General features: G+C 47.0%; 25 protein-coding genes. 14 read left to right on the top strand and 11 right to left on the bottom strand.

The features are described 5' to 3' along the window. Positions 1 to 65 precede the first annotated feature (65 nt). Entirely contained in the window at positions 66 to 1,397 is a 1,332-nt protein-coding gene (locus ACLVWR_RS16495) for a chloride channel protein (RefSeq protein WP_413581693.1), read from the top strand. Positions 1,398 to 1,411: 14 nt separating this feature from the next. Beyond that, a complete protein-coding gene (locus ACLVWR_RS16500; RefSeq protein WP_413581694.1) occupies positions 1,412 to 1,618 on the top strand; it encodes a SlyX family protein in 207 nt (68 codons plus the stop codon). Between the two features lie 69 nt (positions 1,619 to 1,687). Here ACLVWR_RS16500 and ACLVWR_RS16505 read toward each other — a convergent pair whose 3' ends face one another. Together ACLVWR_RS16505 and ACLVWR_RS16510 are read right to left on the bottom strand one after the other, a co-directional pair. Then, positions 1,688 to 1,969: a helix-turn-helix transcriptional regulator gene (locus ACLVWR_RS16505; RefSeq protein ID WP_340597225.1), complete on the bottom strand. Its 282-nt coding sequence runs from the start codon at positions 1,967 to 1,969 to the stop codon at positions 1,688 to 1,690. A 94-nt stretch (positions 1,970 to 2,063) separates the two neighbouring features. Further along, positions 2,064 to 2,903: a hypothetical protein gene (locus ACLVWR_RS16510; protein WP_413581695.1), complete on the bottom strand. Its 840-nt coding sequence runs from the start codon at positions 2,901 to 2,903 to the stop codon at positions 2,064 to 2,066. 129 nt (positions 2,904 to 3,032) lie between these two features. Between ACLVWR_RS16510 and ACLVWR_RS16515 the strand changes: the two genes are divergently transcribed. The 5 genes from ACLVWR_RS16515 to htpG are packed head-to-tail and all read left to right on the top strand — an operon-like array spanning position 3,033 to position 8,547. After that, positions 3,033 to 3,602 (top strand): hypothetical protein, encoded by a 570-nt coding sequence (locus ACLVWR_RS16515; protein WP_413581696.1) that lies wholly within the window; start codon positions 3,033 to 3,035, stop codon positions 3,600 to 3,602. Next, a complete protein-coding gene (locus tag ACLVWR_RS16520; RefSeq protein WP_413581697.1) occupies positions 3,602 to 4,558 on the top strand; it encodes a formimidoylglutamase in 957 nt (318 codons plus the stop codon). The genes ACLVWR_RS16515 and ACLVWR_RS16520 overlap by 1 nt, the downstream gene beginning before the upstream one ends. A gap of 4 nt (positions 4,559 to 4,562) precedes the next feature. Continuing rightward, complete coding sequence (locus tag ACLVWR_RS16525) at positions 4,563 to 5,588, top strand: threonine aldolase family protein (protein ID WP_413581698.1); 1,026 nt, start codon at positions 4,563 to 4,565, stop codon at positions 5,586 to 5,588. Next, on the top strand, positions 5,585 to 6,667 hold the full coding sequence (locus ACLVWR_RS16530; protein ID WP_413581699.1) for a tryptophan 2,3-dioxygenase family protein: 1,083 nt from the start codon (positions 5,585 to 5,587) through the stop codon (positions 6,665 to 6,667). Before ACLVWR_RS16525 ends, ACLVWR_RS16530 begins: the two co-directional genes overlap by 4 nt. A gap of 14 nt (positions 6,668 to 6,681) precedes the next feature. Next, the gene (gene htpG, locus ACLVWR_RS16535; protein WP_413581700.1) at positions 6,682 to 8,547 is read left to right on the top strand and encodes a molecular chaperone HtpG; all 1,866 of its coding nucleotides are present in this window, start codon (positions 6,682 to 6,684) and stop codon (positions 8,545 to 8,547) included. A gap of 110 nt (positions 8,548 to 8,657) precedes the next feature. Here htpG and ACLVWR_RS16540 read toward each other — a convergent pair whose 3' ends face one another. The 3 genes from ACLVWR_RS16540 to ACLVWR_RS16550 are packed head-to-tail and all read right to left on the bottom strand — an operon-like array spanning position 8,658 to position 10,705. Then, positions 8,658 to 9,074, bottom strand: coding sequence for a DUF4288 domain-containing protein (locus tag ACLVWR_RS16540; protein ID WP_413581701.1), 417 nt, complete (start codon positions 9,072 to 9,074; stop codon positions 8,658 to 8,660). Positions 9,075 to 9,093: 19 nt separating this feature from the next. Then, on the bottom strand, positions 9,094 to 9,564 hold the full coding sequence (locus tag ACLVWR_RS16545) for a peroxiredoxin (protein WP_413581702.1): 471 nt from the start codon (positions 9,562 to 9,564) through the stop codon (positions 9,094 to 9,096). Continuing rightward, positions 9,554 to 10,705 carry a hypothetical protein gene (locus ACLVWR_RS16550; protein ID WP_413581703.1) on the bottom strand — a complete coding sequence of 384 codons (1,152 nt, stop codon included), beginning with the start codon at positions 10,703 to 10,705 and terminating at the stop codon, positions 9,554 to 9,556. Before ACLVWR_RS16550 ends, ACLVWR_RS16545 begins: the two co-directional genes overlap by 11 nt. A gap of 117 nt (positions 10,706 to 10,822) precedes the next feature. On the opposite strand from ACLVWR_RS16550, the gene ACLVWR_RS16555 reads away from it, so the two are divergent. Further along, complete coding sequence (locus tag ACLVWR_RS16555; RefSeq protein WP_413581704.1) at positions 10,823 to 12,487, top strand: AMP-binding protein; 1,665 nt, start codon at positions 10,823 to 10,825, stop codon at positions 12,485 to 12,487. A gap of 75 nt (positions 12,488 to 12,562) precedes the next feature. Here the strand turns inward: ACLVWR_RS16555 and ACLVWR_RS16560 are convergent, their stop codons facing one another. Next, positions 12,563 to 12,937, bottom strand: coding sequence for a high-potential iron-sulfur protein (locus ACLVWR_RS16560; protein ID WP_413581705.1), 375 nt, complete (start codon positions 12,935 to 12,937; stop codon positions 12,563 to 12,565). 169 nt (positions 12,938 to 13,106) lie between these two features. Further along, on the bottom strand, positions 13,107 to 13,643 hold the full coding sequence (locus ACLVWR_RS16565) for a MerC domain-containing protein (RefSeq protein WP_413581706.1): 537 nt from the start codon (positions 13,641 to 13,643) through the stop codon (positions 13,107 to 13,109). A 115-nt stretch (positions 13,644 to 13,758) separates the two neighbouring features. On the opposite strand from ACLVWR_RS16565, the gene ACLVWR_RS16570 reads away from it, so the two are divergent. Then, positions 13,759 to 15,168 carry a protein adenylyltransferase SelO family protein gene (locus ACLVWR_RS16570; RefSeq protein WP_413581707.1) on the top strand — a complete coding sequence of 470 codons (1,410 nt, stop codon included), beginning with the start codon at positions 13,759 to 13,761 and terminating at the stop codon, positions 15,166 to 15,168. Here the strand turns inward: ACLVWR_RS16570 and ACLVWR_RS16575 are convergent. The 3 genes from ACLVWR_RS16575 to ACLVWR_RS16585 form a co-directional block, all read right to left on the bottom strand. After that, positions 15,165 to 18,269: an efflux RND transporter permease subunit gene (locus tag ACLVWR_RS16575; RefSeq protein ID WP_413581708.1), complete on the bottom strand. Its 3,105-nt coding sequence runs from the start codon at positions 18,267 to 18,269 to the stop codon at positions 15,165 to 15,167. The genes ACLVWR_RS16570 and ACLVWR_RS16575 overlap by 4 nt on opposite strands. Before the next feature lie 4 nt (positions 18,270 to 18,273). Further along, the gene (locus ACLVWR_RS16580) at positions 18,274 to 19,704 is read right to left on the bottom strand and encodes a TolC family protein (RefSeq protein ID WP_413581709.1); all 1,431 of its coding nucleotides are present in this window, start codon (positions 19,702 to 19,704) and stop codon (positions 18,274 to 18,276) included. A 141-nt stretch (positions 19,705 to 19,845) separates the two neighbouring features. Continuing rightward, complete coding sequence (locus ACLVWR_RS16585) at positions 19,846 to 20,022, bottom strand: hypothetical protein (RefSeq protein ID WP_413581710.1); 177 nt, start codon at positions 20,020 to 20,022, stop codon at positions 19,846 to 19,848. Between the two features lie 262 nt (positions 20,023 to 20,284). Between ACLVWR_RS16585 and ACLVWR_RS16590 the strand changes: the two genes are divergently transcribed. The 3 genes from ACLVWR_RS16590 to ACLVWR_RS16600 are packed head-to-tail and all read left to right on the top strand — an operon-like array spanning position 20,285 to position 23,118. After that, positions 20,285 to 21,223, top strand: coding sequence for an HNH endonuclease (locus ACLVWR_RS16590; RefSeq protein WP_413581711.1), 939 nt, complete (start codon positions 20,285 to 20,287; stop codon positions 21,221 to 21,223). Then, a complete protein-coding gene (locus ACLVWR_RS16595; protein WP_413581712.1) occupies positions 21,223 to 21,903 on the top strand; it encodes an RluA family pseudouridine synthase in 681 nt (226 codons plus the stop codon). Before ACLVWR_RS16590 ends, ACLVWR_RS16595 begins: the two co-directional genes overlap by 1 nt. Positions 21,904 to 21,918: 15 nt before the next feature. Beyond that, positions 21,919 to 23,118, top strand: coding sequence for a serine hydrolase domain-containing protein (locus tag ACLVWR_RS16600; RefSeq protein WP_413581713.1), 1,200 nt, complete (start codon positions 21,919 to 21,921; stop codon positions 23,116 to 23,118). Positions 23,119 to 23,159: 41 nt separating this feature from the next. Here the strand turns inward: ACLVWR_RS16600 and ACLVWR_RS16605 are convergent, their stop codons facing one another. Beyond that, complete coding sequence (locus ACLVWR_RS16605; RefSeq protein ID WP_340597203.1) at positions 23,160 to 23,600, bottom strand: hypothetical protein; 441 nt, start codon at positions 23,598 to 23,600, stop codon at positions 23,160 to 23,162. Between the two features lie 198 nt (positions 23,601 to 23,798). Between ACLVWR_RS16605 and ACLVWR_RS16610 the strand changes: the two genes are divergently transcribed. Together ACLVWR_RS16610 and ACLVWR_RS16615 are read left to right on the top strand one after the other, a co-directional pair. Beyond that, complete coding sequence (locus ACLVWR_RS16610) at positions 23,799 to 24,716, top strand: hypothetical protein (RefSeq protein WP_413581714.1); 918 nt, start codon at positions 23,799 to 23,801, stop codon at positions 24,714 to 24,716. Further along, entirely contained in the window at positions 24,713 to 25,489 is a 777-nt protein-coding gene (locus ACLVWR_RS16615) for a transglutaminase-like domain-containing protein (RefSeq protein WP_413581715.1), read from the top strand. Before ACLVWR_RS16610 ends, ACLVWR_RS16615 begins: the two co-directional genes overlap by 4 nt. Positions 25,490 to 25,661 lie beyond the last annotated feature (172 nt).

The following is a 25,661-nucleotide window of genomic DNA, read 5'->3' on the forward strand; positions in this document are numbered from 1 at the left end:
GTGACATCCTGTCACAATTGGAAAAAATATTTCCCATCACTCCTCGATGGGAGTATTGCTGATATATGGATAAATCAGCGAAACGATTTCAGCTGCACAAACTGATCGAATTACTGCAATACAAGGAATCCCTTCGTGTTGTGCCGTTTTTAGTTGCAAGCTGTGTCGCCGCTCTTGTTTCGGTCCTTTACACCAAAATATTTTTTGCCACCGAGGAAGTCTCTCTTAAAATCCTGCATGAAACGCACTGGAGCCTGTCTCTTTTCGCCACACTGACCACGATCTTTTTAAGCTGGTACATCCCCTACCGCATGGCTCCCCAAGCTGGAGGCAGCGGCATTCCGCAAATGCTGATTGCCAATGAACTGGATCCCTCCACTGACTCCAAAATCATTCGCTCCTTTATTGGTATCCGGGTGATTCTGGTAAAAATAGTTTCGTCCATTGTTTGCGTGCTGGGCGGGGGCGCCGTAGGACAAGAGGGTCCCACTCTGCAAATTGCATCCGGGATCTTCTATCGTATCGGTGAAAAATCCACCCAGTGGATTCAGCAGGCTTCAACCAGATCTTTCATCCTGGCCGGTGGCGCCTCTGGCTTGGCCGCCGCTTTTAACACACCTTTGGGTGGCATCGTTTACGCCCTTGAGGAACTCAGCAAAGATTATTTCAATAACTTTAAAACCTACGTCCTCTGGTCAGTCATGGCTACGGGGTTATTGGTGCAAACAGCCATGGGTGGTTATTTGTACTTTGGCTTCCCCTCCATCGAGTCCATCAACTTTCAAAGTTATGTCTATATTGTGACTGTAGCCGCCTTAACGGGAATTCTTGGTGCTGTTGTTGGAAAAATATTTTTCAAGATCTCCCAATTCAGGAAGGTCATTAAAAACGTGCGCAAACTTGTGGTCATCAATATCACCTGTGGTTTGATTTTCTGGCTGTGCATTTACTTCTGGAATGATCACGGCATTGGCGGCGGAAAAGCCATCATCACGGATTTATTGTTTAAGGATGCCTGGGCCACGCCTTCAGATGTCCTGATCCGATTGGTAGGCCCGATCATCATGTCCCTTGCTGGAGTGGCCGGCGGTCTGTTCGCCCCAACCCTGGCTATTGGCGCCACTTTCGGCTCCCTGTTTTCTGAAATCCTGTGGCCACATAATCACCACCTTTTGATTTTATGCGGAATGATTGGATTTCTTACAGGCTTCATGAAGACCCCGTTTACGGCATTCATCCTTATATTCGAGATGACCGATCGCCACTCCTCTCTATTTCCCATGATGTTGAGTGCGGCAGTGGCAGCTGGTATATCCCATATCGTGAGTCAACATTCCTTCTATGAGCTGGTGAAAGAGGACTTCTTCCACACCAAAGACTCACAGAAAACCCCTTAACCAGGATTTTTCACGTGGACGAATCGCGCATCGTAAATTTAGAAATCAAAATATCTCACCAGGATCAGGTGATCGAAGAATTGCATCAGGTGATGTATGAGCAGCAAAAGACCATTGATAAACTCGAGACGCTGCTAACGGGACTTACGAAACGCCTGCAGGAAACATTGGGCGATCAAGACGCTGAGATTCGCGGCCACGAAAAACCACCTCATTACTAACAGACGTATTAAATAAAAAAAGAGCAGCCAGGAGCTGCTCTTTTTATTTTCTGGGTCTGCCTAATAAGACTAAGAAGACTTTGCTTGTTTAAAGCGAGTTTTCAAATTGATCGCAGTCAAACGAAGTTCCTCTTCAAGGACCACATCGAACAATTTTTGAGCTGAAATTTTGTACAATCCCGCCAACTTCCACAAACTTGAAATAGGTGGAGAAGAAACTCCACGCTCCCAGTTAGATACAAATTGTGCAGTTTCATAACCTAGAACAGTGGAAACTTCCTTTTGAGAAAGTCCTGATTTCAAGCGACATTCTTTAAGAAACGCTGCCAATTTATTTTCTTGCGTAGCCATTTAACAATTCCTCCGAAAACGTACCGTGTCCACTTCGAACGCTACCAGCGACGCACAATAAAAACAAGTGTTCGCTTTTATTTTTTTTAAAAACTCAATGCTGAACTAAAATCGCGGAAGCGAGCAGAACTTCTATTCTTTTTCTCCACTCATCTTTGTTTATATGCGGTTCAATCTCTTCAAGGAGTGCCATTTCCAGAAGTTGTTCCTCATTATAAATGCGATCTTCAGCAAGCAGATCCAACAATGCCGCCTCATAAATGTCTAATTGTCTTTCTGTAATTTTGACGGAATCTTGATCGTACACAAAGGCATAGAGACCCTTCATTCGTTCGATCTCTTTATTGTCCTCAGAAAGTGCCAAGGTCTGCAAACTTGTGTTAACTTTAATTTGTTTACCACCGGTTTTCTCTTCTTCGAACGGCTGGATTTCCAGCCACGCATGAATCCACTCCCACTGAGCAAGCTCCCGCAAAGCCGTGTTCTCTGGAAACTTTTGACGTACAAAACCCACGAAATAGCGCCAGTGATCCTGCAACAACCAACTGCTCCACTCCATCTCCTGCAGATATTTATCACGCGAGGACTTGCCCATGATTCCCAGAAAAAGATTCGTCTTCGGAAAAGATTTTTCAAATGTGCTTAAAACTTCAGCGCGAAAATCAAAATCACTCACACTGGTCACGCGAACAGGCTTCAACCACTGCAAAGTTCGCTTCAGCTCTTCATCATAGATGCTTTTTACAGACGGCGGAATAAATGCCGAATGGGACTGCAAAACGATCTCTCGCTCTGATTGAATTTTAAGCAACTGCTGCTTGCGAACTGCCCCCACACCAACAACATCAATATCGCGGACAACGACTTGATTTGACTGCGGCAACACACCATTGAATGGAAACGACAAAATATTGAGATCATTCGACTTAAACATTACCAAACAGTGTAGTTTCAGATGTCTTTTGGAGCAACATTTGCTCACCATCTAAGCATGACTATATAGGTCAATTTGCTTTGTACTTTTAATATTGACCGGCGTTTTGACCCATGGAACAAGGGTGCCATGAGATTATTATTTTTCGTCCTCACGCTAGTTACCTCTGCATTTGCCATTGCGGCAAATACCGTTGGTGGTACCGTTGCACTTAAGGGTCAGCAGATGTTCCTTAAGACGGATGACCCGTGCAATAACTATCTCGTTGCCTCAAACAATGAAATCGCTTTGAGTGCTTTGGTTAAACTTGCACCGGGTGATGTGATCACTGCTACCGGCAAAAAGAATCCTGCTTACTGCACAGTTTCTATCGACAGCGTTGAGTACGTGGGTCTGCGCCGCATGTTGGGCAGCTGGTACTCAACTGAAGCTGTGATTACAGTTGAGGACTTCAACAGCATGAAGTTTTATGCTGCTGAGAAAGATCATAAATGGTCACAAACTCCGATCGAGTATAACTACAGCCTGGTTCCTGCCTCCGGTAAAGAGTGGGTCATGTTCCTGTCTGATTCCAAAAGCACACAATTTGGAACAATTCAATTCAGCCGCGGATCTGCTGTCCTGAAAATGTACAGCTCAGATACTGGCGCCCTGAACAAAACTCTGATCCTCTACAGATTGACTACCGGACTAAATTAATGAGTTGGCTACATCCCACTGACAAGCATCTTCTTTTCACAAAAAATGACAAAGAAGATCCTCGCCTTGGGGAATGCGTACAGCTTCTTCCAAAGGGCGAACCATCACTTACATCCTTTGATTTTGATTTTGCTCTTTTGGGCTATCCTGACGATGAAGGCATCGGCCTGAATGGTGGCCGCGTTGGCGCGCAAGCTGCACCCAAAGAAATTCGCACTTATCTTTACAAAATGACTCCCCATCTGGCAGCGAATCGTCTGCCAAAAATTCTGGATTTGGGAGATCTGGTGAACCGTGAAAAACCACTGGAAGATCGTCACGCCAAAGGGCGCGAACTGATCAGCTCTTTGGTTAAAATGGGCAAGCACTGGATTTCCTACGGCGGTGGTCATGACTATGGTTACTGTGACAGCACGGCTTTCGCGGAAAACCACATAGACAATGCCGTTGTGATCAACTTTGATGCCCACATGGACGTACGCCCGACAGACAAGGGCTTCAATTCAGGCACACCTTTTCACCGACTGCTTCAGGAGTTTTCCGGTCACGTGGATTTTGCCGAAGTTGGAATTCAAAACCAATGCAACAGCCAGGCTCATATCGCCTGGGCAAAATCCAAAGGTGCCGAGATCATCACCTTGGATCAAATCAACGAAAAGGGACTGCTTAAGTCTTTGCAGACTTACTTAAAGGGTAAAGAAAAGAAAAAGATTTTCTTAAGCGTCGATATTGATGCTTTTACTTCCAACGAAGCTCCGGGCTGCTCGCAGTCCTGGACAACGGGACTTTTCACCAAGGACTTCTTGGAAAGCCTGCACTGGATACTTAGGCACCACGATGTGCGTGGTATGGGAATTTACGAAGTCTCCCCGCCACTGGATTCGGACAAACGCACTAGCAAACTTGCAGCGTTGATTTCTCATAACTTTATCTTTGGAATTTTAAACAAAGGCTAGACCTATGAATCGCGGTTTTGGCAGCGACAATCATGCGGGAGTTCATCCCCGGATTTTGGAATCCTTAACGGAGGCCAATGTCGAACACGCGCCTTCTTACGGCACGGATGAATGGACTGAAAGAGCCGTTCAGGCTTTTAAGTCCCACTTCGGTGACAACTCCCAGGTTTTCTTTGTGTTTAATGGCACTGCCGCCAACGTAACAGCGTTGCGGGCAATCACCCGCCCGTGGCAAAGTGTGCTTTGTGCTGATGTGGCCCACATTAATCTGGACGAGTGCGGTGCCCCCGAACAGATGGGTGGATTCAAATTGCAAACCGTTCCCTCGGTGGACGGTAAAATCTCTGTCGCCGCCCTTGAGCAGCAATTCATCCGCCGTGGAGATCAACACTTCTCCCAGGCTGCGGTGTTAAGCATCACCCAACCCACAGAGCTTGGCACCGTTTACACATTGGAAGAGTTGCGCACCTTGATCCTGTGGGCCCGCGAGCGCAAACTTTATGTTCATATCGATGGAGCTCGCCTCTCCAACGCCGCTGTGTCGTTAAAAAAATCCTTCAAGGAAATCACCACCGATCTGGGCGTTGATGTCGTGAGCTTTGGTGGCACCAAAAACGGTTTAATGATGGGCGAGGCTGTTATATTTCTGAACAAAGCTTTAGCGCATGATTTTAAATATGTGCGCAAGCAAAGCTCCCAGCTTCCATCAAAGTCACGTTTCATCGCCTGCCAGTTTAGCGAATACTTTAAGAATGACCTTTGGAAAGAGATTGCCGGCAATTCCCTGGAGCGCGCTCAGGAATTATATCAGGCCATTCAGGATATTCCGGGCGTGGGAATTCGCGCCAAACCCACCAGCAATGCCGTCTTTGCCACAATCCCACAGGCTTGGGTCAAACCCCTGCGCGAGAAATTTTTCTTTTACGTCTGGGATGAAAACACCTTCGAGTGCCGCTGGATGACCTCCTGGGACACTCAAAGTTCAGACATCCAAAATTTTGCCAACGCTATCAAGGAGCTTTCACGATGAAATACCCTCCCGTTCATTATCATGACTATCTTGGAATCGAAAAAATTCTGGATGCACAACATCCTGTCAGCGTGAAGTACGGCAAACCAGCCCACGATGAATTGCTATTTATCGTCGTTCACCAGGCTTATGAACTTTGGTTCAAACAAATTCTTTTTGAATTGGATTCCGTTCTTGCGACTTTCCAAAAACCAAAAGTGGCTGAAGAGGAAATGGGTCAGGCGACGTCACGTCTGGAAAGAATCGTCGCGATTCAAAAACTGATCATGGGCCAGATCGATGTACTGGAAACCATGACGCCGCTGGATTTCCTGGATTTCCGCGACATGCTTTACCCGGCATCCGGCTTTCAAAGCTTCCAATGGCGTTTGATTGAAACCAAGTTGGGTCTGCGTATTGGCGACCGTTTGGCCTACAATCAGGCTCCATTCTGGAAATCCCTGACCGAAGAACAGCAAAATAAAATGCTGGGAGTTTTAGACCAACCTTCGCTATTTGATTCTTTGGAAAAATGGCTGGAGCGCACGCCCTTCCTGCAAGGTGAAAACTTCAACTTCTGGGATTCTTACAAACAAGCAGTCAACAAGATGTTTACTGAGGACATTGCCACTGTAAAAGCCAATGCCAATATTCCTGCAGAAGAAAAAGCGAAAACCATCGAAGGGCTGGAGAAATCCCTGCAAAGTTTTGATGCCCTCTTCAACGAAGAGGCCTTCAACAAACTTCGCGCCGAAGGTCAATTCCGCCTTTCCTACAAAGCCATGCACGCAGCCCTGTTGATTCAGCTTTACCGTGATCAACCGATTCTTCAGACTCCATTTAGAATTATCCGTGCCCTTTTGGATATCGATGAAAACATGACCAACTGGCGCTACCGTCATGCCATGATGGCGATGCGTATGCTGGGCAATAAGATCGGCACTGGTGGTTCCTCTGGGCACCAATACCTGGCGGCAGCGACGGCAAAACACAAGATTTTCAGCGATTTCTTCAACCTTACGACATTTTTTATCCCAAGAAGTCAGATCCCGGCCTTGCCAAAATCGATTTCGGACCGAATGTCATTCCATTACGAATAACTAGGGAGTTTTAGATGGCAAAACAAGTTCAAGCCTTTAATGCAGAAATTAAACAACTTTTGGATATCGTGATTCACTCACTTTATTCCCACAAAGAAATCTTCATTCGTGAGCTGGTATCGAATGCATCAGATGCGATTGATAAATTGAAATTTCAGTCTTTGACTCATCAAAGCCTGCTTCCAGAAAACTGGACTCCGGAAATCCGTCTGGAAGGCAACAAAGAGCAAAGCACTTTGAAAATCATCGATAACGGTATCGGTATGGATCAAGAGGAAGTGGTTCAGTTTATCGGAACTATTGCTCGCTCTGGCGCTAAAGCGTTCATGCAAATGAATGAAGAGATGCGCAACAAACCTGAATTGATCGGCCAATTCGGCGTGGGCTTCTATTCGGCCTTCATGGTGGCTGATAAAGTCACTTTGCACACGCAAAAAGCCGGCACCAACGAAGGTGTTGTTTGGGAATCCACAGGTGATGGCACCTACTCTATCGACACGGTTCCGCGCCCAGGTGGCACAGGCACCACGATCACTTTGCACTTGAAGAAGTTTGCAGAAGAAGAGGAAGTTCAGGACTTCACTGACGCTTGGGTTTTGAAATCTTTGGTAAAAAAGTACTCTGACTTTGTTGCTCATCCAATCAAGATGAAAAATGACAAGGGCGAAGATGAGACTTTGAATTCACAAAAAGCGATCTGGTTGAAATCCCCTTCTGAAGTGACCAAGGAAGAACACAAGGAATTCTATCAGCACTTGTCCCATGACTTTAACGAGCCATTGAAGACTATCCACTACCGTGCTGAAGGCACGATGGAGTTCAATGCATTGATGTACATTCCAGGCAAGCGCCCTTGGAACTTCAACAACCGCGAGATGGAATACGGCCTAAGCCTTTACATCAAACGCGTGTTCATCATGGCTGATTGCAAAGAATTGCTTCCGCAATATCTGCGCTTTATCAAAGGTCTGGTGGACAGCTCTGATCTTTCACTGAACGTTTCACGTGAAATCCTGCAACAAGACCGTCAGGTAACGGCGATCCGTAAAAACGTTACAACCAAGATTTTGGGCGGCTTGAAAGATCTCTTAAACAAAGAACGCACCGAATACGAAAACTTCTGGACTGAGTTCGGTTCAACCTTCAAAGAGGGTTTGCCAGTTGATCCGACGAACAAAGACAAAATCCAGGAGCTATGCCTGTTCCATTCAACGTCTTCTGACAAGATGACGACTTTGGATGAGTACGTGGCGCGCATGAAGCCTGAACAAAAAGACATCTACTACATCACTGGCGACTCACTAGCCCAGGTTACGAACTCTCCGTATTTGGAAAAACTAAAAGAAAAAGGCATGGAAGTGCTTTTGATGGTGGATCCAGTGGACGAATGGGTTGTAAACGCAATCAGCACATTCAAAGACAAAAAGCTTCAGTCTATCACGGCTGAAGGTTTGAACCTGGACACTGAAGAAGAGAAAAAACAAAAAGAAGAAGAATTGAAAGCCGCCGCTGCGACTTTGCAACCTTTGATGGACACCATGAAAAAGACTTTGGAAAACCAAGTCAAAGACGTCGTGTTGTCTGAGCGCTTGACCAACACTCCGGTGTGCCTGGTATCTTCGGCTCACGATCCTTCTGCCCACATGCAAAAGCTGATGGCACAAATGGGTCAAGAGTACAACCAACCAGTAAAACGCGTAATGGAAATCAATGCGAAGCACCCGCTGTTTGCAAAGATGCTAAAAGCTTCTCCGGATCAGCAAGCGAAATGGTCCGAGATCCTTTATGCACAGGCACTTCTGAATGAAGGTTCTTCGATCCCAGATCCAGTGAAGTTCAGCCAACAAGTGGCAGAGCTGATGATCTCGGCCGTTCACTAGGTACGGACTTACTTATAACCGAAAAAAGCCCCGGTCTCCCGGGGCTTTTTTTTGCACATCGCAAAACCGAACGGTTCTGCTGTGAGTTAAGAACTAGGACCTGGCACCTTTTAAAGGTACGCGCCTAGTTCTTTGGACATGAAACGTTTGCGCATTTTGATGGATGCGTTGGTTTCAAGTTTGCCCAGACGGCGAGCGATCAAATCGTTTTTGCCGGTCTTTTTTGTCAAAACTTCCGTGGAAGCGAATAGTTCAACGCCGCTCTCCAGAGTTTCGTACAATTCGAATACGTCGCAAGCATTAAGGTATTCAGTGCGAACAGCCTGGCCTTCGAAATTTTGGTAAGTGTATTGAGAGTATTCTTTAGCGTCTTTTTCAGCAGCTTTAACAGCTGCATTGGCATTGGCTGCCTGGAAAAGAACTACACGCTCTTCAAGCAACTCTGCAAATGTCGCTTTCGCTTTTGTTTTACCAATCGCGCGAGTTACGTAAAGAGTCTTAACAGCGAACCATCTTTTGTTTTTCATTTTTCTTCCTTTTTAGATCTTAAAGAGATTTAACAAATTTCAACATTTCAGCGGCGTGACCTTCCGCTTTGATTTTGCGGAACTCGCCTGCAAGCTTTCCGTCTTCGTCGATAACGAACGTGCTGCGCTCGATACCCATGACTTTTTTGCCGTACATGTTCTTTTCTTTGATCACATCAAAGATTTTGCACAGCTCTTCCTCTTCGTCAGACAAAAGCTGAAACTTAAAGTCGTACTTGCAAATGAACTTGTCGTGGGATTTCAAACTGTCACGGGAAACACCGATAACTTCTGTGTTTTCCTTTTTGAACTTTGGCAAAAGTTCATTGAATTCGATGGATTCTGTCGTGCAACCTGGAGTGCTGTCCTTTGGGTAAAAATAAAGAACAATTTTTTTACCCTTCATCGATGACAACGCAAACGTCTCCCCGCTGGAGGATGGAATTTTAAATGCAGGGACCTTTTTTCCGATTTCAACTTTAGCGGCCACTGGGTGCTCCTTGATCGTGCAAGAGTTGTGGTTGTTCTGGCTGTGCTTCGCCTGAAGGGTTCCCATCTTGCATTGGATCACCGTTATTATCAAGTGGTTGTGGGTTTTCAATGGGATTTCCATTTTCATCCGTCGGCCAACCTTGATCTGCCGCATTTGGTGGCGGTGCCGCATCAGAAGCTGGTTGCCCCACGCCCCCGATCACGCCACCCGGCAAATCGTAGGTTTGTTGATCCAATGGCACTGCCACGGGCTCCTGGGGCTTGGCAACTGCGGGTTGCTGTTGACCACCCTCAGGTGCTGGCTGCCCCTCCACCACTGCCGGTTTTTGAGGAGTCGGACTTGGTTTTGGAGTGGGCGATGGTGTCGGCGCGTACAGTTCAGTTTCAGTGACGGTGATTTTTCCCGACATTGGCACATTGGCTTCGATTTTTCGAATGTCCGTCAGATTCTCATAAAGCTTGCCACGAAGCTTGATCATATCCTGACCTTCTTTTTGATAGTCGTAGACATCCAGACGAATCATTTGCTCTTTATTTTTTTCCTGCGCCCAATCTTTACAAGTCAGCGCCAACAACTGCTCACTGGCATTGGTACGAATGTGACACGTGATGGTCTTATTCAAAATAGCAGCGCTGATCCCCAAGACTTCTTCCAGTCCCTCTGGATAGAAAGTCAGATCAAACTCTCCTTCTTTTTGTGCATAAAGCAAAGCCATGCGCTTGGCCGGGGCTTTGGCTGAGCAACGCTCGTACATTTCTATTTTCTGTGGATATCCGGATTGCGACATCACATCCCGTTTGACTTCATAGCGATCACAGCGAAACAAAGATTTATTGCCAAGTTTACCGTTGCCTTGGGAAAGAATCGCCCGCTGCACTTTTCCAAAGGGAGACTTTAACAATGAACGACGTTCACTGGTTAACACCCACCAAGCTTCACGGTGCACACTATCTGCCTGTTCCATCAGATGAACGAACAAATTCGCGGTCTTTTCCTGCGGACTCAGGACCTTGCGCGGTGGCTGATTGACCATATTCGCGACAACAGGACTAGTGGACTCCTCAACAACAGCTTCCTTCTTACGAGTGCAGGATGCAATCAGGACCAGCGAAATAACAAGTGTGAAGAGATGGTGCATTTTCATTCTCTAAGTCTTGCAAAGGGCCCAGCTGAACACAAGAATTTCCTTTACCCAATTCGAACCTTTACTCTAGAATAAGGACTCAGCATTTAGAACGTCATCAGGAGGCCTTTCATGGAAAAGATTTGGATCAAGAATTACCCTGCCGGTATTGGACCTGAGATCAATCCAAACGAATATCAATCACTCATCGAGATCTACGACGAGGCCATTCGCAAGTTTCCTTCAAATAAAGCTTTCACCAACATGGGTGTCAGCCTCACTTTCACTGAACTGGACCAGCAGGTGAATAAGTTCGCCTCTTTCCTGCAAAATGAATTGAAACTGAAAAAAGGCGACCGCATCGCGATCCAGATGCCAAACGTTCTGCAATTCCCGGTTGCCGCATTTGCAGCCTTGCGTGTTGGTTTGACCATCGTCAACACCAACCCTCTTTACACTGCCAAAGAGATGCAGCATCAATTCAAAGATTCCGGCGCCAAAGCGATCGTGATTCTGGCGAACTTTGCAAATCACCTTCAGGAAATCATCAAAGACACACAAATTGAAAGCGTTGTGATCACAGAGCTTGCGGACTTGTTCCCAACTCCGAAAAGAATCCTGGTGAATTCGGTTGTTAAATACATCAAAAAAATGGTTCCGGCTTACAACATTCCGCAGGCCTACACATTCCGTCAGGCTTTGGAACTGGGAGCGATGCGCCCACACCAAAACGTGGCTTCCTCTCACGATGACCTGGCATTCCTGCAGTACACAGGCGGCACAACCGGCGTTGCCAAAGGCGCCATGCTGACACATAAAAATGTCATCTCCAACATGATGCAAATTCGTGCCTGGATGAGCCCTAAGCTTGAAGAAGGCAAAGAGATCGTTATCGCCGCTCTTCCGCTGTATCACATCTTTGCTTTGACCGTGAACTGCCTGGCATTCCTGAAAATGGGTGCGGAGAATATTCTAATCACAAACCCTAAGGACATTCCGGGCTTCGTGAAGGAATTGAAAAAACGTCCATTCACTGCACTGACTGGTGTGAACACCCTTTTCAACGCTCTGATGAACAATCCGGAGTTTTCATCCATCGACTTTAAGTCTGTGAAAATCAGCGTGGCCGGTGCGATGACTCTGCAAAAAACTGTCACTGAAAAATGGATGGGCATCACCAAGTCCTCGATCGTTGAAGGTTACGGTTTAACCGAAGCCTCCCCTGTTGTTTCGTGCAATCCGATTGATGGCACAGACCGCGTAGGCACCATTGGCCTGCCGATGCCCAGCACAGATGTAAAACTTGTTGATGAAGACGGTAAAGAAGTCGCTATGGGCGAAGCGGGCGAGCTTGTCTGCCGCGGTCCTCAGGTGATGAAAGGTTATTGGAATCGCGCCGATGAAACAGCGGCAGTGCTGAGTGCTGATGGCTGGTTGAAAACTGGCGACATCGCAACTGTTGATAACGATGGCTTCTTTAAAATCGTGGATCGCAAAAAAGATATGATCCTGGTTTCCGGCTTCAACGTTTATCCGAATGAAGTTGAGGAAGTGATCGCTTCTCACCCAGGTGTTCTGGAAGTGGCGGCCATCGGTGTTCCTGATGAACACTCTGGTGAAATCGTCAAAGTCGTGATCGTTAAAAAAGATCCAAACCTGACACCGGAAGATGTGATCGCTCACGCCAGAAAGAGCCTGACTGGTTACAAAGCTCCGAAGCTGGTGGAATTCAGAACGGAACTTCCGAAAACCAACGTCGGAAAAATCCTGCGTCGCGCCCTGCGCGATTCAAAATAGATTTTCAACAAACTTAGAAACGAAAAAAGGTCCCTCACGGGACCTTTTTTTTTGCTTAAAACAAGCGTCAGCTTCTTAAGCTTTCTTATTCCAAGATGCACACCAGCCATCAGCATGAACCAATTTGCCAGCGAAGATTGTGCACGTGCCCGAAGTCGCGTCTTTTTTGCCATAGAAACCGCAAGTCACACAGTGATTGCCTTTAGCTTCTGGAGCTTTCTTGTGGTCTTCAACGTACTTAACAGCTTTTGCTACAGAATCATTAGGATCCACGAACGGCATACCACCGGATTTCGCTGCAGGTGCTGCCTCAGGAGCCGCGCCTCTTTTTTTCTGAGCATGAGCTTCAGAACCAAAAACTGTGTTCAATACTGTCGGAGCGATCACTGCCACCCCTGCCATTTTTACGAAAGTAGCGAAAAAACCGCGACGATCCATTTTGCCATTCATTGTTGCCTCCTGATTAACATGTCTATTCTCAAATAGATTTCATTTTCACTATGTTTTCAATTAGAACCATTTTTGGTTGGATATGGCAAGGCCACATTTGGTTGCGCAACAAAATAAAAAAGCCGCGAATTTCGCGGCTTAAATAAATAATAAAAATTAATAATTACGATTACTTAGAGTGCGAATCACACTGACAGGCTTTGCGGTTTAAAAAATGCGCCGTTACAAGCAATACGCTCCCCAGGATGGTGACGGTATTGTGCGGAAGCTGAGGCAGAATTTCCTCTAACTCATGGTGCATCAACGTACCGATGCAAACCAAAAGCAAGCCGCCCACGCCCATACTGACCACTTTCATCTGACGGTGATGTTTATACCCTGACCAGAACGCAAAAAGACCAATCGGCAGAATGAACGCCGCCATAGACATATGCACCCACGTGGATTCAAAAACCTCACCCAATGCTGGCAAAGCCAAAAGAAATACCGGAGTCAGCAAACAGTGAATAGCGCACAAAGAGGAAAGATAAATACCCAGGCGATCCCAGATGTCAGTTTGTTCGGCAAACTGCTCGTGCTGAGTGTGATCCACGTCACAGCAAGCTTCGCCTGCCATGGAAGGATTCATTGAAAAAGAAAGCTCCCCGCTTGCAACGGGTTCAACAGACTTAAATACTGGCTTTTGACCGAACGGCTGCTTTTCCACACTCACCACCTGATCTTCCGGTTATGCTCTTAATGCAAGTCACTGTCAACTAGCCCCAAGCAGATCGTAAACTCTACAGCTTGCCTTTCGGTCCTTCCAAGCACATACATGAGGTATGAGCGAACACATGGCGTCCCCTATTTACGAATTAGGACCTGCGTTTTATGACGAGGTCCAGCCGGCCGCATTCCCAGAGGCAAAACTGCGTTATAGAAACCAGTCCGCGGCCGCCATTGTGGGTTTAGATCGCATTAGTGACACCGAGTTTAAAAACCATTTCGCCGACTTTAAACCCATCTCAGGGAATATGCCCACGACCCTGGCCCTGCGCTATCACGGCCATCAATTTCGTTCATACAACCCTCAAATTGGTGATGGACGTGGGTTCCTTTATGCTCAATTTCTGGTTAAAGAAAAACTTTATGATTTAGGAACAAAAGGCAGTGGTCGCACGCCTTACTCACGCAGCGGCGATGGTCGACTGACTTTAAAGGGCGCCTTCCGCGAAATTTTAGCAACAGAGCTCCTGGAATCCTACGGCGTCAACACCAGCAAAACTTTTTCTGTTTTTGAAACCGGCGAAAGCCTGGAAAGACACGACGAACCTTCCCCTACTCGCGCCGGTGTTTTGGTCCGCCTTAATCACAGTCATATTCGCTTTGGTACTTTCCAAAGATTGGCGGCTTTAAAAGAAAGCGACAATATTAGAAAGCTTCTGGACTACTGCGTGCGCCATTACTATCCAGATCTTCTGCATCTGGAGGGCGAAGAAAAAGCCGCCGCCTTTTTGCAATCCGTCGCACGCAGCATGGCCATGACCACGGCTCAATGGATGATGGCGGGATTTGTTCATGGTGTTCTGAACACGGACAATATGAATATCACTGGCGAGAGTTTTGATTACGGCCCTTACCGGTTCATGCCAAAATATGATCCCTCGTTCACCGCAGCCTATTTTGATCAAAGTGGCCTTTACAGCTACGGACGCCAACCGACGTCAGTGCTATGGAATCTGCATCAACTGGGATTCGCTTTGAAATTCGCATTTGAAAACCTGCCAGTTGAAGAACTCCTTGAAGAGTTTGCGGATAGCTTTAATCTCGCCAGCCGCCAACTCTTCATGAAACGCTTGAATATCCACAACCCACTTCAGGACGAACACGCGGCCCTGGAGATGGATCAGGAAATGATGATGAACTTCTTTAAGTTCCTGGATGAGGCGCAACCGCTGTTTGAACAGACTTTTTTTGATTTGCACTCGGGTATCAATGACGAACGCCTGCTTCGCTCCGTGCAGGCTGAGGCCTACAAACACCCCAGTTTCACCAACCTCAAAAAGAATCTGGAATTCTATGAAGTCCTGGATGAAGACAAAGCTGAGCACCCTTACTTTGAAGAGCGTCAGTGCTGCTCTCTTTTAATCGATGAATTGGAATCCATCTGGGCGCCCATTGCTGACCAGGACGACTGGACCCTGTTTGAACAAAAGCTGCAACAGATCCGTTCGATCCGGGGGCTTTACTAGCCCCCTTGATATCCTGAAACTTTGGCAAGCTTTTTGCGCAACCAGGATCTAAAATCATCAATAAATCCAAATGCCGCCGGCACCACAATCAAAGTCAAAAGTGTCGAGCTGATCAAACCACCGATGATCGCAATCCCCATGGACTTCCTCATGGCTGAGGCCTCATTAAGCCCGATGGCAATCGGAATCATACCCGCAATCAAAGCCAAAGAGGTCATCAGGATAGGACGAAGTCGCGTGCGACACGCCTTAAGCAACGCATCCTTTCGGTCCATTCCCTCTTGCAAAAGATGATTCGTATAATCCACCAGAAGAATCGAATTCTTGGCCACAACCCCCAGAAGCAGCACGATCCCTATCAGAGAGAAAATATCGATGGTTTTTCCGGTCACTAACAAGGCGATGAAGGCACCCGTCATTGCCAGTGGCAAAGCCAACAGAATCGTAAATGGTGTGATGAAGCTTTCATACAAGCTTGCCAGTACCAGATAGATAAAGGTCACACCCAGGAAAATCGCAATCAACATGTTGTTGATCAAATCCTTAAAGTCATCCGCCTGTCCCTGAAATTTGAAATCCACACCCGGAGGGGGCGGAAGTTCAGTTTTAATGACTTTCTCAATCTCCTGAGAAATCGTCCCCAGGGCGCCGTCTTTGGCAAGATTGGCAGAGACTCTGATATAACGACTTTTATTCTGACGATTGATTTGCGAATAGCCTTTGGTTTCCTCACCACGGGCGATACGCGCCAAAGGAATCATATTGTAGTTGGAATTCGGAACCTGGGTCGTTGCAAAGTTGCTGCGCAGATCACGGTTCTTTTCATCAAAGCGCACGCGAATTTTATAATCAATTCCGTTTTCGCGGAAGATGGTGTTCTCATTTCCTTCGGTGCGATTGCGAAGCTCGGCACCGGCAATCACAGTGGACACACCAAGAGCTTCTGAACGATTGCGATCAAAAATCACATGGAACTCTGGCTTCCCAGTGCGGAAATTCGTATCCACATCCGCAAGGCCCGGAATTTTTCTGATACGCTCAACAACTTTGACTGCATACTTGTTAAGCTCCTCCAGATCCTGCCCGGTCAAATTGATATTCAAAGGCTTCTCTCCCGAATTCACCGGATCGAAATCCCCGATACTGACGAAGGCACGCTCATTAAATGGCACTAGTTTTTTGCGCAGGGATTCTATGTAATCCGAAGTCATCATCGTGCGCTCTTTCGGATCAACCAGGCGCACATAAAGACTGGCCTTGTTGGATTCATTGTTCACGGTCCCAATCGTGGTAACTACAATCGCCACGGCTTTATCGCCCTCAAATTTCTTTTCAATTTCCGCCACCAGATTTCCAGTGGCCTCCAGCGAAGAACCCACGGGTAGTTCAACACTCACCGAAAATTCACCGGCATCCGCATTCGGAAGGAAGGTTTTCGGAATCCAGATTATCGTTGCCATGGATAAAACGAAAACCAAAGCCGCAGCCGACAAAATGGTTTTGGGATGAACCACGGTGAACTTTAATATGCGTTCGTAAACACGTTCCAACCAATCCTGGAAGCGATCAAAAGCAGACAGCATTCTGCCAATCGGACCATTTCCTTTCGTGTGTTCATCCGGATGTGCCAGGTAGGCTGACATCATCGGCGCCACTGTGAAGGCATCAAACAACGAAATCAACATGGTGAAGACCACAGTCAAACCGAACTGTTTAAAGAACTGCCCCACAATCCCCTGCAGGAAAGAGATCGGACCAAACACCGCGATCACCACCAGCGTGGTGGCAACCACCGCCATGGCCACTTCTTTGGTACCATCCAAAGCCGCATCCTTGGGGCGTTTTCCCATTTCCAGATGGCGGAAGATATTTTCCCGCACCACGATCGCATCGTCGATCAAAAGTCCCACCGCCAGCGACAGTGCCAGCAAGGTCATCAGATTGATGGTGAATCCCATGGCAAACATAATGACAAAGCCACCCAGCAATGAGTTGGGCAAGGCCATCCCGGTGATTAAAGTTGAGCGCGCTGACCCCAGAAAGAAAAACACCACAATCACGCACAGAATAATCCCGATGGTGATGGATTCATTAACGTCCGCAACATTCAGACGAATTGGTCTGGAGGTGTCACGAACCATTTTGATTTCTGCTTTGATGTTTTTTGATTTCAGGAATTCATTGGCGCGCTGGATATTGTTTTGAATATTATCCGCAACCGCCACCGTATTGGATCCGCGTTGTTTGTAAACGTTTAGCAACAGGGCTTTTTGTCCCTGAATTCGCCCCATGGTTTTTTGATCTTCCAGACTGCGCACAACCTGACCGATGTTCTTGACCAAAACCGGGCGGTCCGAGCCAATAAAGCTTACGTTCACATCTTCTATTTGCTTTAGCGATTCGAACTCACCACTGGTGCGTAAGGTCGTTTCGGTTTTGGGAGTTTCAATTTTCCCGATCGGTGTGTCTTTGGAGGTTTCAAGAATTCTTTGTGACACCTGTAGCATCGAGATCTTGCGGTCCTGCAGCTTATTCTTGTCGATGACGACGTGGATTTCCTGCTTTCTTCCCCCGTAAATCTGCACCTGCCCCACATCATCCAGGCGTTCAAAGATGGGTTTCACTGTTTCATTGGCCAGATCGTAGGCTTCTCCATCCGGAAGATCGGTGACCAAAGCCAGAGTGACAATGGGCTGATCGGCCGGATCAAATCTTTGAATGACGGGTTCGTACATTTCATCAGGCAAATCACGGCGAATGTTGCCGATGCGATTTCGCACATCCTGCTCCATCTCCTTGATGTCAGTGCCCAGATTGAATTCCAGAATGATCACCGCCACGCCATCCAGATTTTGCGAGGTCAGAGTTTTTAATCCTGATAAACTTCCCAGTTCATCCTCGATAGGACGTGAAATCTGTTTTTCCAGATCCAGTGGCGAAGCCCCCGGATAAACGATTTGCACCGACAAAATTGGAAACGTGACATCCGGAAACAGATCCACCGGCATTTTAAACAAGGAAAAAATCCCCAGAATCAAAGTCAAAATCACCACACACAGGATGGTAATGGGACGACGTATGGAAAGACTTGGTAAATTCATCCGACTACTCCTCAACCGTCATATAAAGACGGCCCTGTGCTTCCATTTTTCTTTGCTCGGTCATCAAACGGCTTAAATTCAATTCAGCCGTCGCCGCATCGTTTTCAGAATCCACCACGTTCATGGTGATAGTTCGTCCTTTGTTAAATAAATCAGTCGTTGCCCGCGACCGATCCGTTTGCAGCTTGTAAACCTGCGCCGCACTTTGCACTCGCTTGTTCATTTCTTCGTAACGTCGCTTTAATTCACTCCATGCACTGTCACTGTCCACGAGCTGTCGCTCCGCTTGCAGACGCGAAGCCAATGCTTCCTTGCGTGCGGCATCTTTCGCCGCTGATTTAACGCTGGTGTCGAACATATACCGGAAATTAAGCGCGATCTTGGTCGTGGGCTTTTCGGTGTAAGTCAGATTCTGTGTGGCCTCCGCCATATCAGCGCTGACATTGTTGGTCGTATAGGCACCACTTAAAACCAAATCCGGCTTGTAGGCTTCATCGACTTCCTCAGCGGTCACGGCACGGGCCTTGGCCTCTAATGACTTCAGATACGCCTCGATCTGCACGACCCGCCCCTTGCCACCGCTGACAAGTGAATTGATGGGACGCGCTTCCCCCAGATTTCCCTCAATCAAAGGGAATGGATCTGCAGGCTTTAATTCCATAAAATCACGGATGGCTTGCTTCGAAGACTCAAGATCGTCTTCTGCCGTCACCAACAACAACTGGCGTCCGGCGACCAGCGCCTGGCCTTGCAACAAATCCGCGCGGTCACTGATACCGTCGTTAACTCGTCGACGGGTCCAACTTTCAATTTTTCTTGCACGATCCAGTGAGCCCTGTGCTGTCTTTAAGTTATTCACAGCATACAGGTATTCCCAGAAAGCCACCTCGGCCTGCACCAGCACACCGCGGATTTGCAAATCATAGCCACCCTTGACTGCAGCGGTGGCAGCGTCCTGACGTTCCCAGCGCAACCGGGTTGCCGCACCAAAGAAGTCTTTCCACAAAGACTGCTCCAGGGTCACACCCAATTGTCCGTAACCAAACCTGGAATAAGGTTGAAAAGCGGGATCGGTAATCCCCGCATTATCAAATTCAGAAGTCTGCCCCCACAGGGTGACATTGGTGCCTGATGAAAACTTTTTGCCAAAGCCCAGATTGTAAGTGGTCTGCTTGCTTTCCGGAACCCCCAGAAGCGCGAACTGACTCAGCGGATTTTTATCGCTCAGAAAACTCACGCCGGCATCCATCACCGGAACAAGTTCAATATCCCCCGCCGTATTTCGATCGTCGGCGGCCTGCTTGGAAAGATCATAGGACTTGATGGTGCGATGATTGGCTTCCACATTCTGCAAATAGGTTTGCAAATTCATGGCAGAAGCAGACACAGAAGAGACTAAAGCAAGAGAAAGAAGAATCGTGAACTTAACCGTCATTAAAAAGCCCTTGTTGAAGATTCAAACTGACGTACAACCAAAAGCGTAATTTAATTAATGGCGCTAAACAAGGTTCACTTGAAATAAAAAACCCACGACAAGCGTGGGTTTAAAAAAATGAATTTAAACAAAAACAGGAAACTATGGTTTCTCTTCTGCTTTTTTCTCGGACTTGCAACCAGCACAGTCACCTTTTACAGAACACTCGCCAGCACATTTGGCTTTTTCCATTCCGCAGCCACAAGATTCTTTAGTTGATTTAGAAGCACAAGCACCCAGCATCAACGCCAAAACGGATGCAAAAACAATTTTCTTCATGAAAACTCCCTGTTGTTATCTATCAGATGAATAATTTTGTGATTAATTCTCGTGCAGAGCAAGAAAACACTTCGAGACGCACCACGAAAGTTACCCTCTGCACCAATGCGCAAATACATGGCAAATCCACGGCCGTCCAATTACTTAACGCATTCGGATATTTTTAAACAGAATCCTGACAGAATGAATGGTTGAAACTCCTCAAACACCCAAGGTACGTTTCTATTCATTCGCGGGGGGAATAATGGATTTCGTGAGGGGCATGAAATTCGCTACGTTTATGGGGGTCTTTGCAGCAGCATTGCTGAGTGCAAATTTAACCCAAGCTCAAGAGCCATTGGAGCAACAGCATCCAGTGAGTGGGTCGGACGCTGGTAATTCCCAGCAGCAGGTTCCCGCTCCTTACACAGACAAGCCGCAATGGCATCAGTTCTATATGGTTGACGACGTTAACTATGAACAGGTCACCGTCCGCGCGCCAAAGTCTGCATTACCAGAACTATTAACTCCGGGCGCTCTGCTTGAAACCTTTGCCGCAAAGATCAAGGTCGCTGTTGTTAATTTGTTGCGCTGGAATCAATACGGCTACGACATGCCGGTTCCGACAGAAAAATACATGCGCAAACTGCACTTCGGCCGCTGGATCAACGATCCTACGGATGAAACCTGCATGAACACGCGTGCAAAAGTGTTGGTCCGCGACAGCAAAGGTGAAGTCACTTACCGCAATGGCAAGTTCTGCGTGGTTGAAGATGGCAAATGGGATGATCCTTACACAGGTACAGTGCTGACTTCTTCAAGAGACATTCAGATCGACCACATGGTTCCACTTAAGAACGCCTATATGTCGGGCGCCTTTAACTGGGATTATAAATTGCGCTGTCTTTATGCCAATTACATGGGTTTGCGCGAACACCTGGTATCAGCTGAAGCTCACGAAAACATGTCCAAGGGTGACCGCGGTCCTGAAGGCTATCTGCCTCCTTACGAACCAGGTCGTTGTCAATACATCCGCAACTGGCTGGCAATCAAGATGCTGTGGCGTTTAACTCTGAATCCGGATGAAGCCCAGGCTGTCGCTGAGAACATTTCAAAGTACAACTGCCGTCCGTCTGATTTCGTGTTCACAAAAGCGGAGCTGGATAATCAACGCGACACAATCACGCAGAATTTGAATTTCTGCATGATCAATAAAAGATAATGTTTAAAATTCTGTTCGAAGATGACTGGTTTCTCGCGGCTGAAAAACCCGCAGGACTTCCATCCCAGGCGACGGTGGACAAAAGCCGTCCCGATTTTTTCAATCTACTCAAAAAGCAATTGCAGGACGAACGCGGCAAGGATTTCTACCTGGCTCTTCATCATCGCCTGGATCGCGACACCTCGGGTGTGATGATCTTTGCCAAAAACAAAGAGGCGAACGACCCTCTTGCCGGAATGTTTAAGAACCACTTGGTGCAAAAAACCTATCAGGCACTGACTCGCAACCGTAAAATGCCAGAAACCTGGGAAATCAAAAATCACCTGTCAGAGGTGCGCGACGGTAAACTGAAAAAAATGAAAATGAAATCGACCCTTTCCGGGGGCGACAAGGCTCACACAAAATTTCGCATTATGGAAAAATTCAAACTGGGCATGCTGGTTGAAGCTCAGCCACTCACCGGACGAATGCATCAGATTCGCGTGCACCTGGCGGAAGAGCACATGGGAATTTTCGGCGACGATATCTACCCTTGCAATAAAACACCCGAGGCACCGCGCTTGATGCTTCATGCATTGAGCCTGGTGTTCACACATCCCTTCACCCAAAACCCTGTTAAAATAGAATCTGCTTTACCCGAGGACATGAAAGCTTTTATGCTTCTACTGCAGTCGACTTAAAAAGGAGATTTCAGAATGTTGCGCTTGTTCTTGCTGGCTTTATGCTCTTTGGTTTTGGGTTGTGCATCCCAACCGACACCCACCCAAAATGCCAATTTTGAAGGAATCCTTCAGGACTTCATCAAACACAATAACATTCCCGGTGGAGCCATGACCGTCGCTAAAAATGGTGTGTTCGCCTATAACGGCGCCGCTGGATTTGCCGACAAAGACAAGCAAACTCTGGCCTCTGCCACTACTCCATTTCGAATTGCCAGCGCCACCAAACCCCTGACAGCCATCGCCGTTTTTCAACTTCTGGAAAAATCCGGCACCGACCTGCAAACCGCTTTGAATCGCACGGTCTTTGGCAGCAAAGGCTATTTGCCCGAGTACAAAGCCATCAAGGACAAACGTGTTTTGAAGATTACTTTGCGTGATCTTTTGCAGCACACTGGCGGCTGGGGATCTGACAAGGACGACTACGATCCGCAGTATGATTTATTCAAGATCGCCCAGAAAATGAAAGTGGCACCGCCTGCTGATGCCAAAACCGTGATTCGCTATGTTTTGCAAAATACGAAATTGAACCGCGACCCGGGTCAACAGTATCACTATTCAAACTTCGGCTACAATGTGCTCGCGCGAGTGATTGAAAAACTCAGCAACCAATCCTACGAAGACTATCTGAAAGCGAATGTCATGGCGCCATTGGGGATTACCGACATGCGCATTGGCGGAAGCCGTCTGGAAGAACTTTTGCCAGAAGAATCCCGTTACTATGACGACCCTCGCAGTCCTATGGTCACTTCGCAATTTGACGGCACTACCAAAGGACCGATGGCTTATAACGAGTTTTATCTGAAAACCATGGACGGACATGGGGGCTGGATTGGCACACCTTCGGATTTGGTTTTGATTCTGCATGCGGTCTCACCGGGCATTGGTAAAACTGAATTGTTAAAACCGGAGACCATCAAAGTCATGACCGCTCCGAACACCAAAATTGGAAATCCAAGTGCCTCCCTGGGGTGGGTCAGTCTTGAAAACGGAAAACAGTTCGGCCATGCCGGAGCTTTGGAAACGGGAACGCTTTCTTATTTTGTGATGAAACCGAATGGCGTTGCCTGGGCTGTGGTCTTCAACCGCCTGCCGATAGAAAAAGTTGACGAGATTGGTCCGCTACTAAAAGGACTGTCGGATCGAATGGATCAGGAATTCACAAAGCTTAAATAAGAAAAAACCCCACTCTTTTGAAGTGGGGTTTTTATTCTTAACTATTTCTTTTTGAACACACAAACATCGGAAACAAAACCGCCACCGAAGTGTTCGCTGAAGTGATATTCAGCGGAAACCGTCAGCTCATTGCCTGAGCTTTCAAGGGTGAATTGAGTTTCCTCGCCATCCCATCCGTAGTCACCAAATGTCATTGTCTTACCCGTGTAAGTTTCGACTTTTGTGAAAACCGTCAGATAGCTTGCCGCCTCTTTGAATGCATCTTCATCGCCAGTCAAAGTCACAACCACAGCTGCTGGTTGGTAGTCGACGTTCAATACGCATTTGCCACCGTTCGCAGAAACACCCGTCGTTTGAAAACGACTTGTATAGGAGCGAACAAGTTGGAATGTATTTAGAACTTCGTTAGGAACTTGGGATGCTTGTGCAAGACCGGACAAACAAAGACCAGACAATAAAACCGCGATAGACAGAACTTTCATAAGACCCTCTTTTAAGTTTTTGGCTGGAACTTCTTCTAGCAGAATCCTGCCTAAAACAAAAGCAGACAGGTAACACCCTAAAATGATTACTCAAAGTGACCACCGACAGCCCCTTTGGGGCACCTATACAGGTATTTCGCCCTTAAATCCAATAGGTTAGCTCTAATACTGGCACTTTCAGTGCACTCAAAGCCCCTTATGAACAAGAGGGGCTTTTTTGTTTTAATCTACCTGATCCTGTTCTTGCCGTTGGGGGCAAGTTCCGCGCCTCTTTGTGAGTACATATTCGCTCCCCCTGGCGCCTTTAAAACCTGGGACCCAGGACTTAATGACACGGTAAAGGTTAATGCCTCTGACTTCCTGCCGGCTTCCTACATTGCCGAACTTTCCCAGGCCGGAAAAACTGTCACAGCCCGGGTTCTTCCAGTCATGGAAAATCAGAATGGCGTGACTTTGAACTTTAGTACTTCGGATGGTCTTTTAATTGGACACCTATCCATCTGGCCGGGAAGCTCCCGCCATAGTGCGGTCATTGAAAATCTTCGACTGGAAAACCCACTTGCCAACTCCGAATATAAAACTCTGGGCCATGCTCAGGAAAAAAAAGGCATGCCGGCTCCGGTATTTAATCACCTGCGTGATCGTCTTTTTGATTTTTTAAAAGCTGGCGGCTTTAAGGAAATCGAAGTTTTGACTTCACAGAACATCTCCACTTACTTCCTGTACAATCGCATGATTGGTGCGGAACCAGTGTCTGATAACGGTCGCAAAATGAACACCTATGTGATGAACCTGATGCGCATGCGAAAAGAAATCTGGGGCGAGCAAGCACACACTCTTGATGACGTGACCCGCATCATGGAAAGCAATTATCAACGTGGCATCGACGGAAATCAGTTCGATAAATTGCAGCCCCACGGCTACACGCAGATCCAAAACAGACAAGGTGAGATTATAGCCATCCGCGCCCCTGAAAAAGCAAATTTCACAGATCCGGCAAAACGAACCACCTTGGTGGTGCCATTTCTAGAGGGAATGCCAGCCTTGCGGTCATGGCTGCAAATTCATAAAACCTGTCCTGACTGCATGTACATGGTAAGGAAGCTGGAGCCATGATTAAAATTCTTTGCTTCGGCCTAATTACACTTTTCGCAACAGCTGGTTTGGCCATCCCTGGCAACCTGGAGGGTTACACAGAACAAAGAGGCGGATTTATTCAACTGCCTTTTGGATCCTATATTGAAGGATCCGCCAGACATGGTGGCATTCAACCCGATTACCAAATCCTTGATGACGACCAGGACTTGAAAAAGTTTTTGACTGAGCTGGTGAAGCAAGCTCAGGAAAATTTAGAAATTCAGAATGCAGAAAAACGTGGAAACTTTTTAGAGGCCAAGTATCTTAAGATTCAACTTACAACTGAAGCCATCCGCAGTGCACTGCCAAGCAAGGCTTACGATGCAAGGCCCTACCGGGAGACACTTAAAGAACATCGTCTATTGAATAAGGACATTTCCTTGGGTGCCTATTTACAATGTAAATCCGGAGTCTGTCGTGAAAACGCACTTCTTACTCATCAAGCACTTCGCGCCTTGGGAATCGAAAGCCACTTTGTTTATGTAAAAGTCCACGCTGGCACAAGAGTCGAAGATCACGCTTTGGTTGTTATCAAGGACAGGAACAAAACATGGATGGTTGATCCTTACAATGCGACTTTTCACGGTCGGGATTTTTACGAGTCCATGGAAAAATCAGCCTGGAGCCGCACACCACCTTCATTGGCACCTTTTTCAAATGGAAGCAATTACGTGGGTCGCATTTTAAAGGTATTAAAATATCCAAGCTATTGGATACCGAACAACGCCCAATGCAAAAATGTCTTCTTGTAGGCCCTTGTGTTACTTTTTGTCTCAATCTGAGTCAGATATTTCCAATTAAAGTATTAAATCAGTGAATGGATCGTAAACAAGACCTCGCCTTTGGCCGATAAATATAGCAGAGGTACGTTAGCGAGTGGGTTCATTTTTTCCAATACTTTTCATTCTGACTTTCATTCTCGGA

The organism is Bdellovibrio sp. HCB288, assembly GCF_047305935.1.
Lineage (GTDB): Bacteria > Bdellovibrionota > Bdellovibrionia > Bdellovibrionales > Bdellovibrionaceae > Bdellovibrio.

Excerpts from the sequence above, each read along its gene's own strand:
- ACLVWR_RS16605 (WP_340597203.1), bottom strand. The coding sequence starts at position 23,600 with ATGAAAGTTCTGTCTATCGCGGTTTTATTGTCTGGTCTTTGTTTGTCC.
- ACLVWR_RS16550 (WP_413581703.1), bottom strand. The coding sequence starts at position 10,705 with ATGCACCATCTCTTCACACTTGTTATTTCGCTGGTCCTGATTGCATCC.
- ACLVWR_RS16540 (WP_413581701.1), bottom strand. The coding sequence starts at position 9,074 with ATGAAAAACAAAAGATGGTTCGCTGTTAAGACTCTTTACGTAACTCGC.
- ACLVWR_RS16520 (WP_413581697.1), top strand. The coding sequence starts at position 3,602 with ATGAGTTGGCTACATCCCACTGACAAGCATCTTCTTTTCACAAAAAAT.
- ACLVWR_RS16610 (WP_413581714.1), top strand. The coding sequence starts at position 23,799 with ATGAACAAGAGGGGCTTTTTTGTTTTAATCTACCTGATCCTGTTCTTG.
- ACLVWR_RS16595 (WP_413581712.1), top strand. The coding sequence starts at position 21,223 with ATGTTTAAAATTCTGTTCGAAGATGACTGGTTTCTCGCGGCTGAAAAA.
- ACLVWR_RS16585 (WP_413581710.1), bottom strand. The coding sequence starts at position 20,022 with ATGAAGAAAATTGTTTTTGCATCCGTTTTGGCGTTGATGCTGGGTGCT.
- ACLVWR_RS16525 (WP_413581698.1), top strand. The coding sequence starts at position 4,563 with ATGAATCGCGGTTTTGGCAGCGACAATCATGCGGGAGTTCATCCCCGG.
- ACLVWR_RS16505 (WP_340597225.1), bottom strand. The coding sequence starts at position 1,969 with ATGGCTACGCAAGAAAATAAATTGGCAGCGTTTCTTAAAGAATGTCGC.
- ACLVWR_RS16555 (WP_413581704.1), top strand. The coding sequence starts at position 10,823 with ATGGAAAAGATTTGGATCAAGAATTACCCTGCCGGTATTGGACCTGAG.
- ACLVWR_RS16560 (WP_413581705.1), bottom strand. The coding sequence starts at position 12,937 with ATGAATGGCAAAATGGATCGTCGCGGTTTTTTCGCTACTTTCGTAAAA.
- ACLVWR_RS16590 (WP_413581711.1), top strand. The coding sequence starts at position 20,285 with ATGAAATTCGCTACGTTTATGGGGGTCTTTGCAGCAGCATTGCTGAGT.
- ACLVWR_RS16510 (WP_413581695.1), bottom strand. The coding sequence starts at position 2,903 with ATGTTTAAGTCGAATGATCTCAATATTTTGTCGTTTCCATTCAATGGT.
- ACLVWR_RS16580 (WP_413581709.1), bottom strand. The coding sequence starts at position 19,704 with ATGACGGTTAAGTTCACGATTCTTCTTTCTCTTGCTTTAGTCTCTTCT.
- htpG (WP_413581700.1), top strand. The coding sequence starts at position 6,682 with ATGGCAAAACAAGTTCAAGCCTTTAATGCAGAAATTAAACAACTTTTG.
- ACLVWR_RS16575 (WP_413581708.1), bottom strand. The coding sequence starts at position 18,269 with ATGAATTTACCAAGTCTTTCCATACGTCGTCCCATTACCATCCTGTGT.
- ACLVWR_RS16530 (WP_413581699.1), top strand. The coding sequence starts at position 5,585 with ATGAAATACCCTCCCGTTCATTATCATGACTATCTTGGAATCGAAAAA.
- ACLVWR_RS16600 (WP_413581713.1), top strand. The coding sequence starts at position 21,919 with ATGTTGCGCTTGTTCTTGCTGGCTTTATGCTCTTTGGTTTTGGGTTGT.
- ACLVWR_RS16570 (WP_413581707.1), top strand. The coding sequence starts at position 13,759 with ATGAGCGAACACATGGCGTCCCCTATTTACGAATTAGGACCTGCGTTT.
- ACLVWR_RS16495 (WP_413581693.1), top strand. The coding sequence starts at position 66 with ATGGATAAATCAGCGAAACGATTTCAGCTGCACAAACTGATCGAATTA.
- ACLVWR_RS16515 (WP_413581696.1), top strand. The coding sequence starts at position 3,033 with ATGAGATTATTATTTTTCGTCCTCACGCTAGTTACCTCTGCATTTGCC.
- ACLVWR_RS16615 (WP_413581715.1), top strand. The coding sequence starts at position 24,713 with ATGATTAAAATTCTTTGCTTCGGCCTAATTACACTTTTCGCAACAGCT.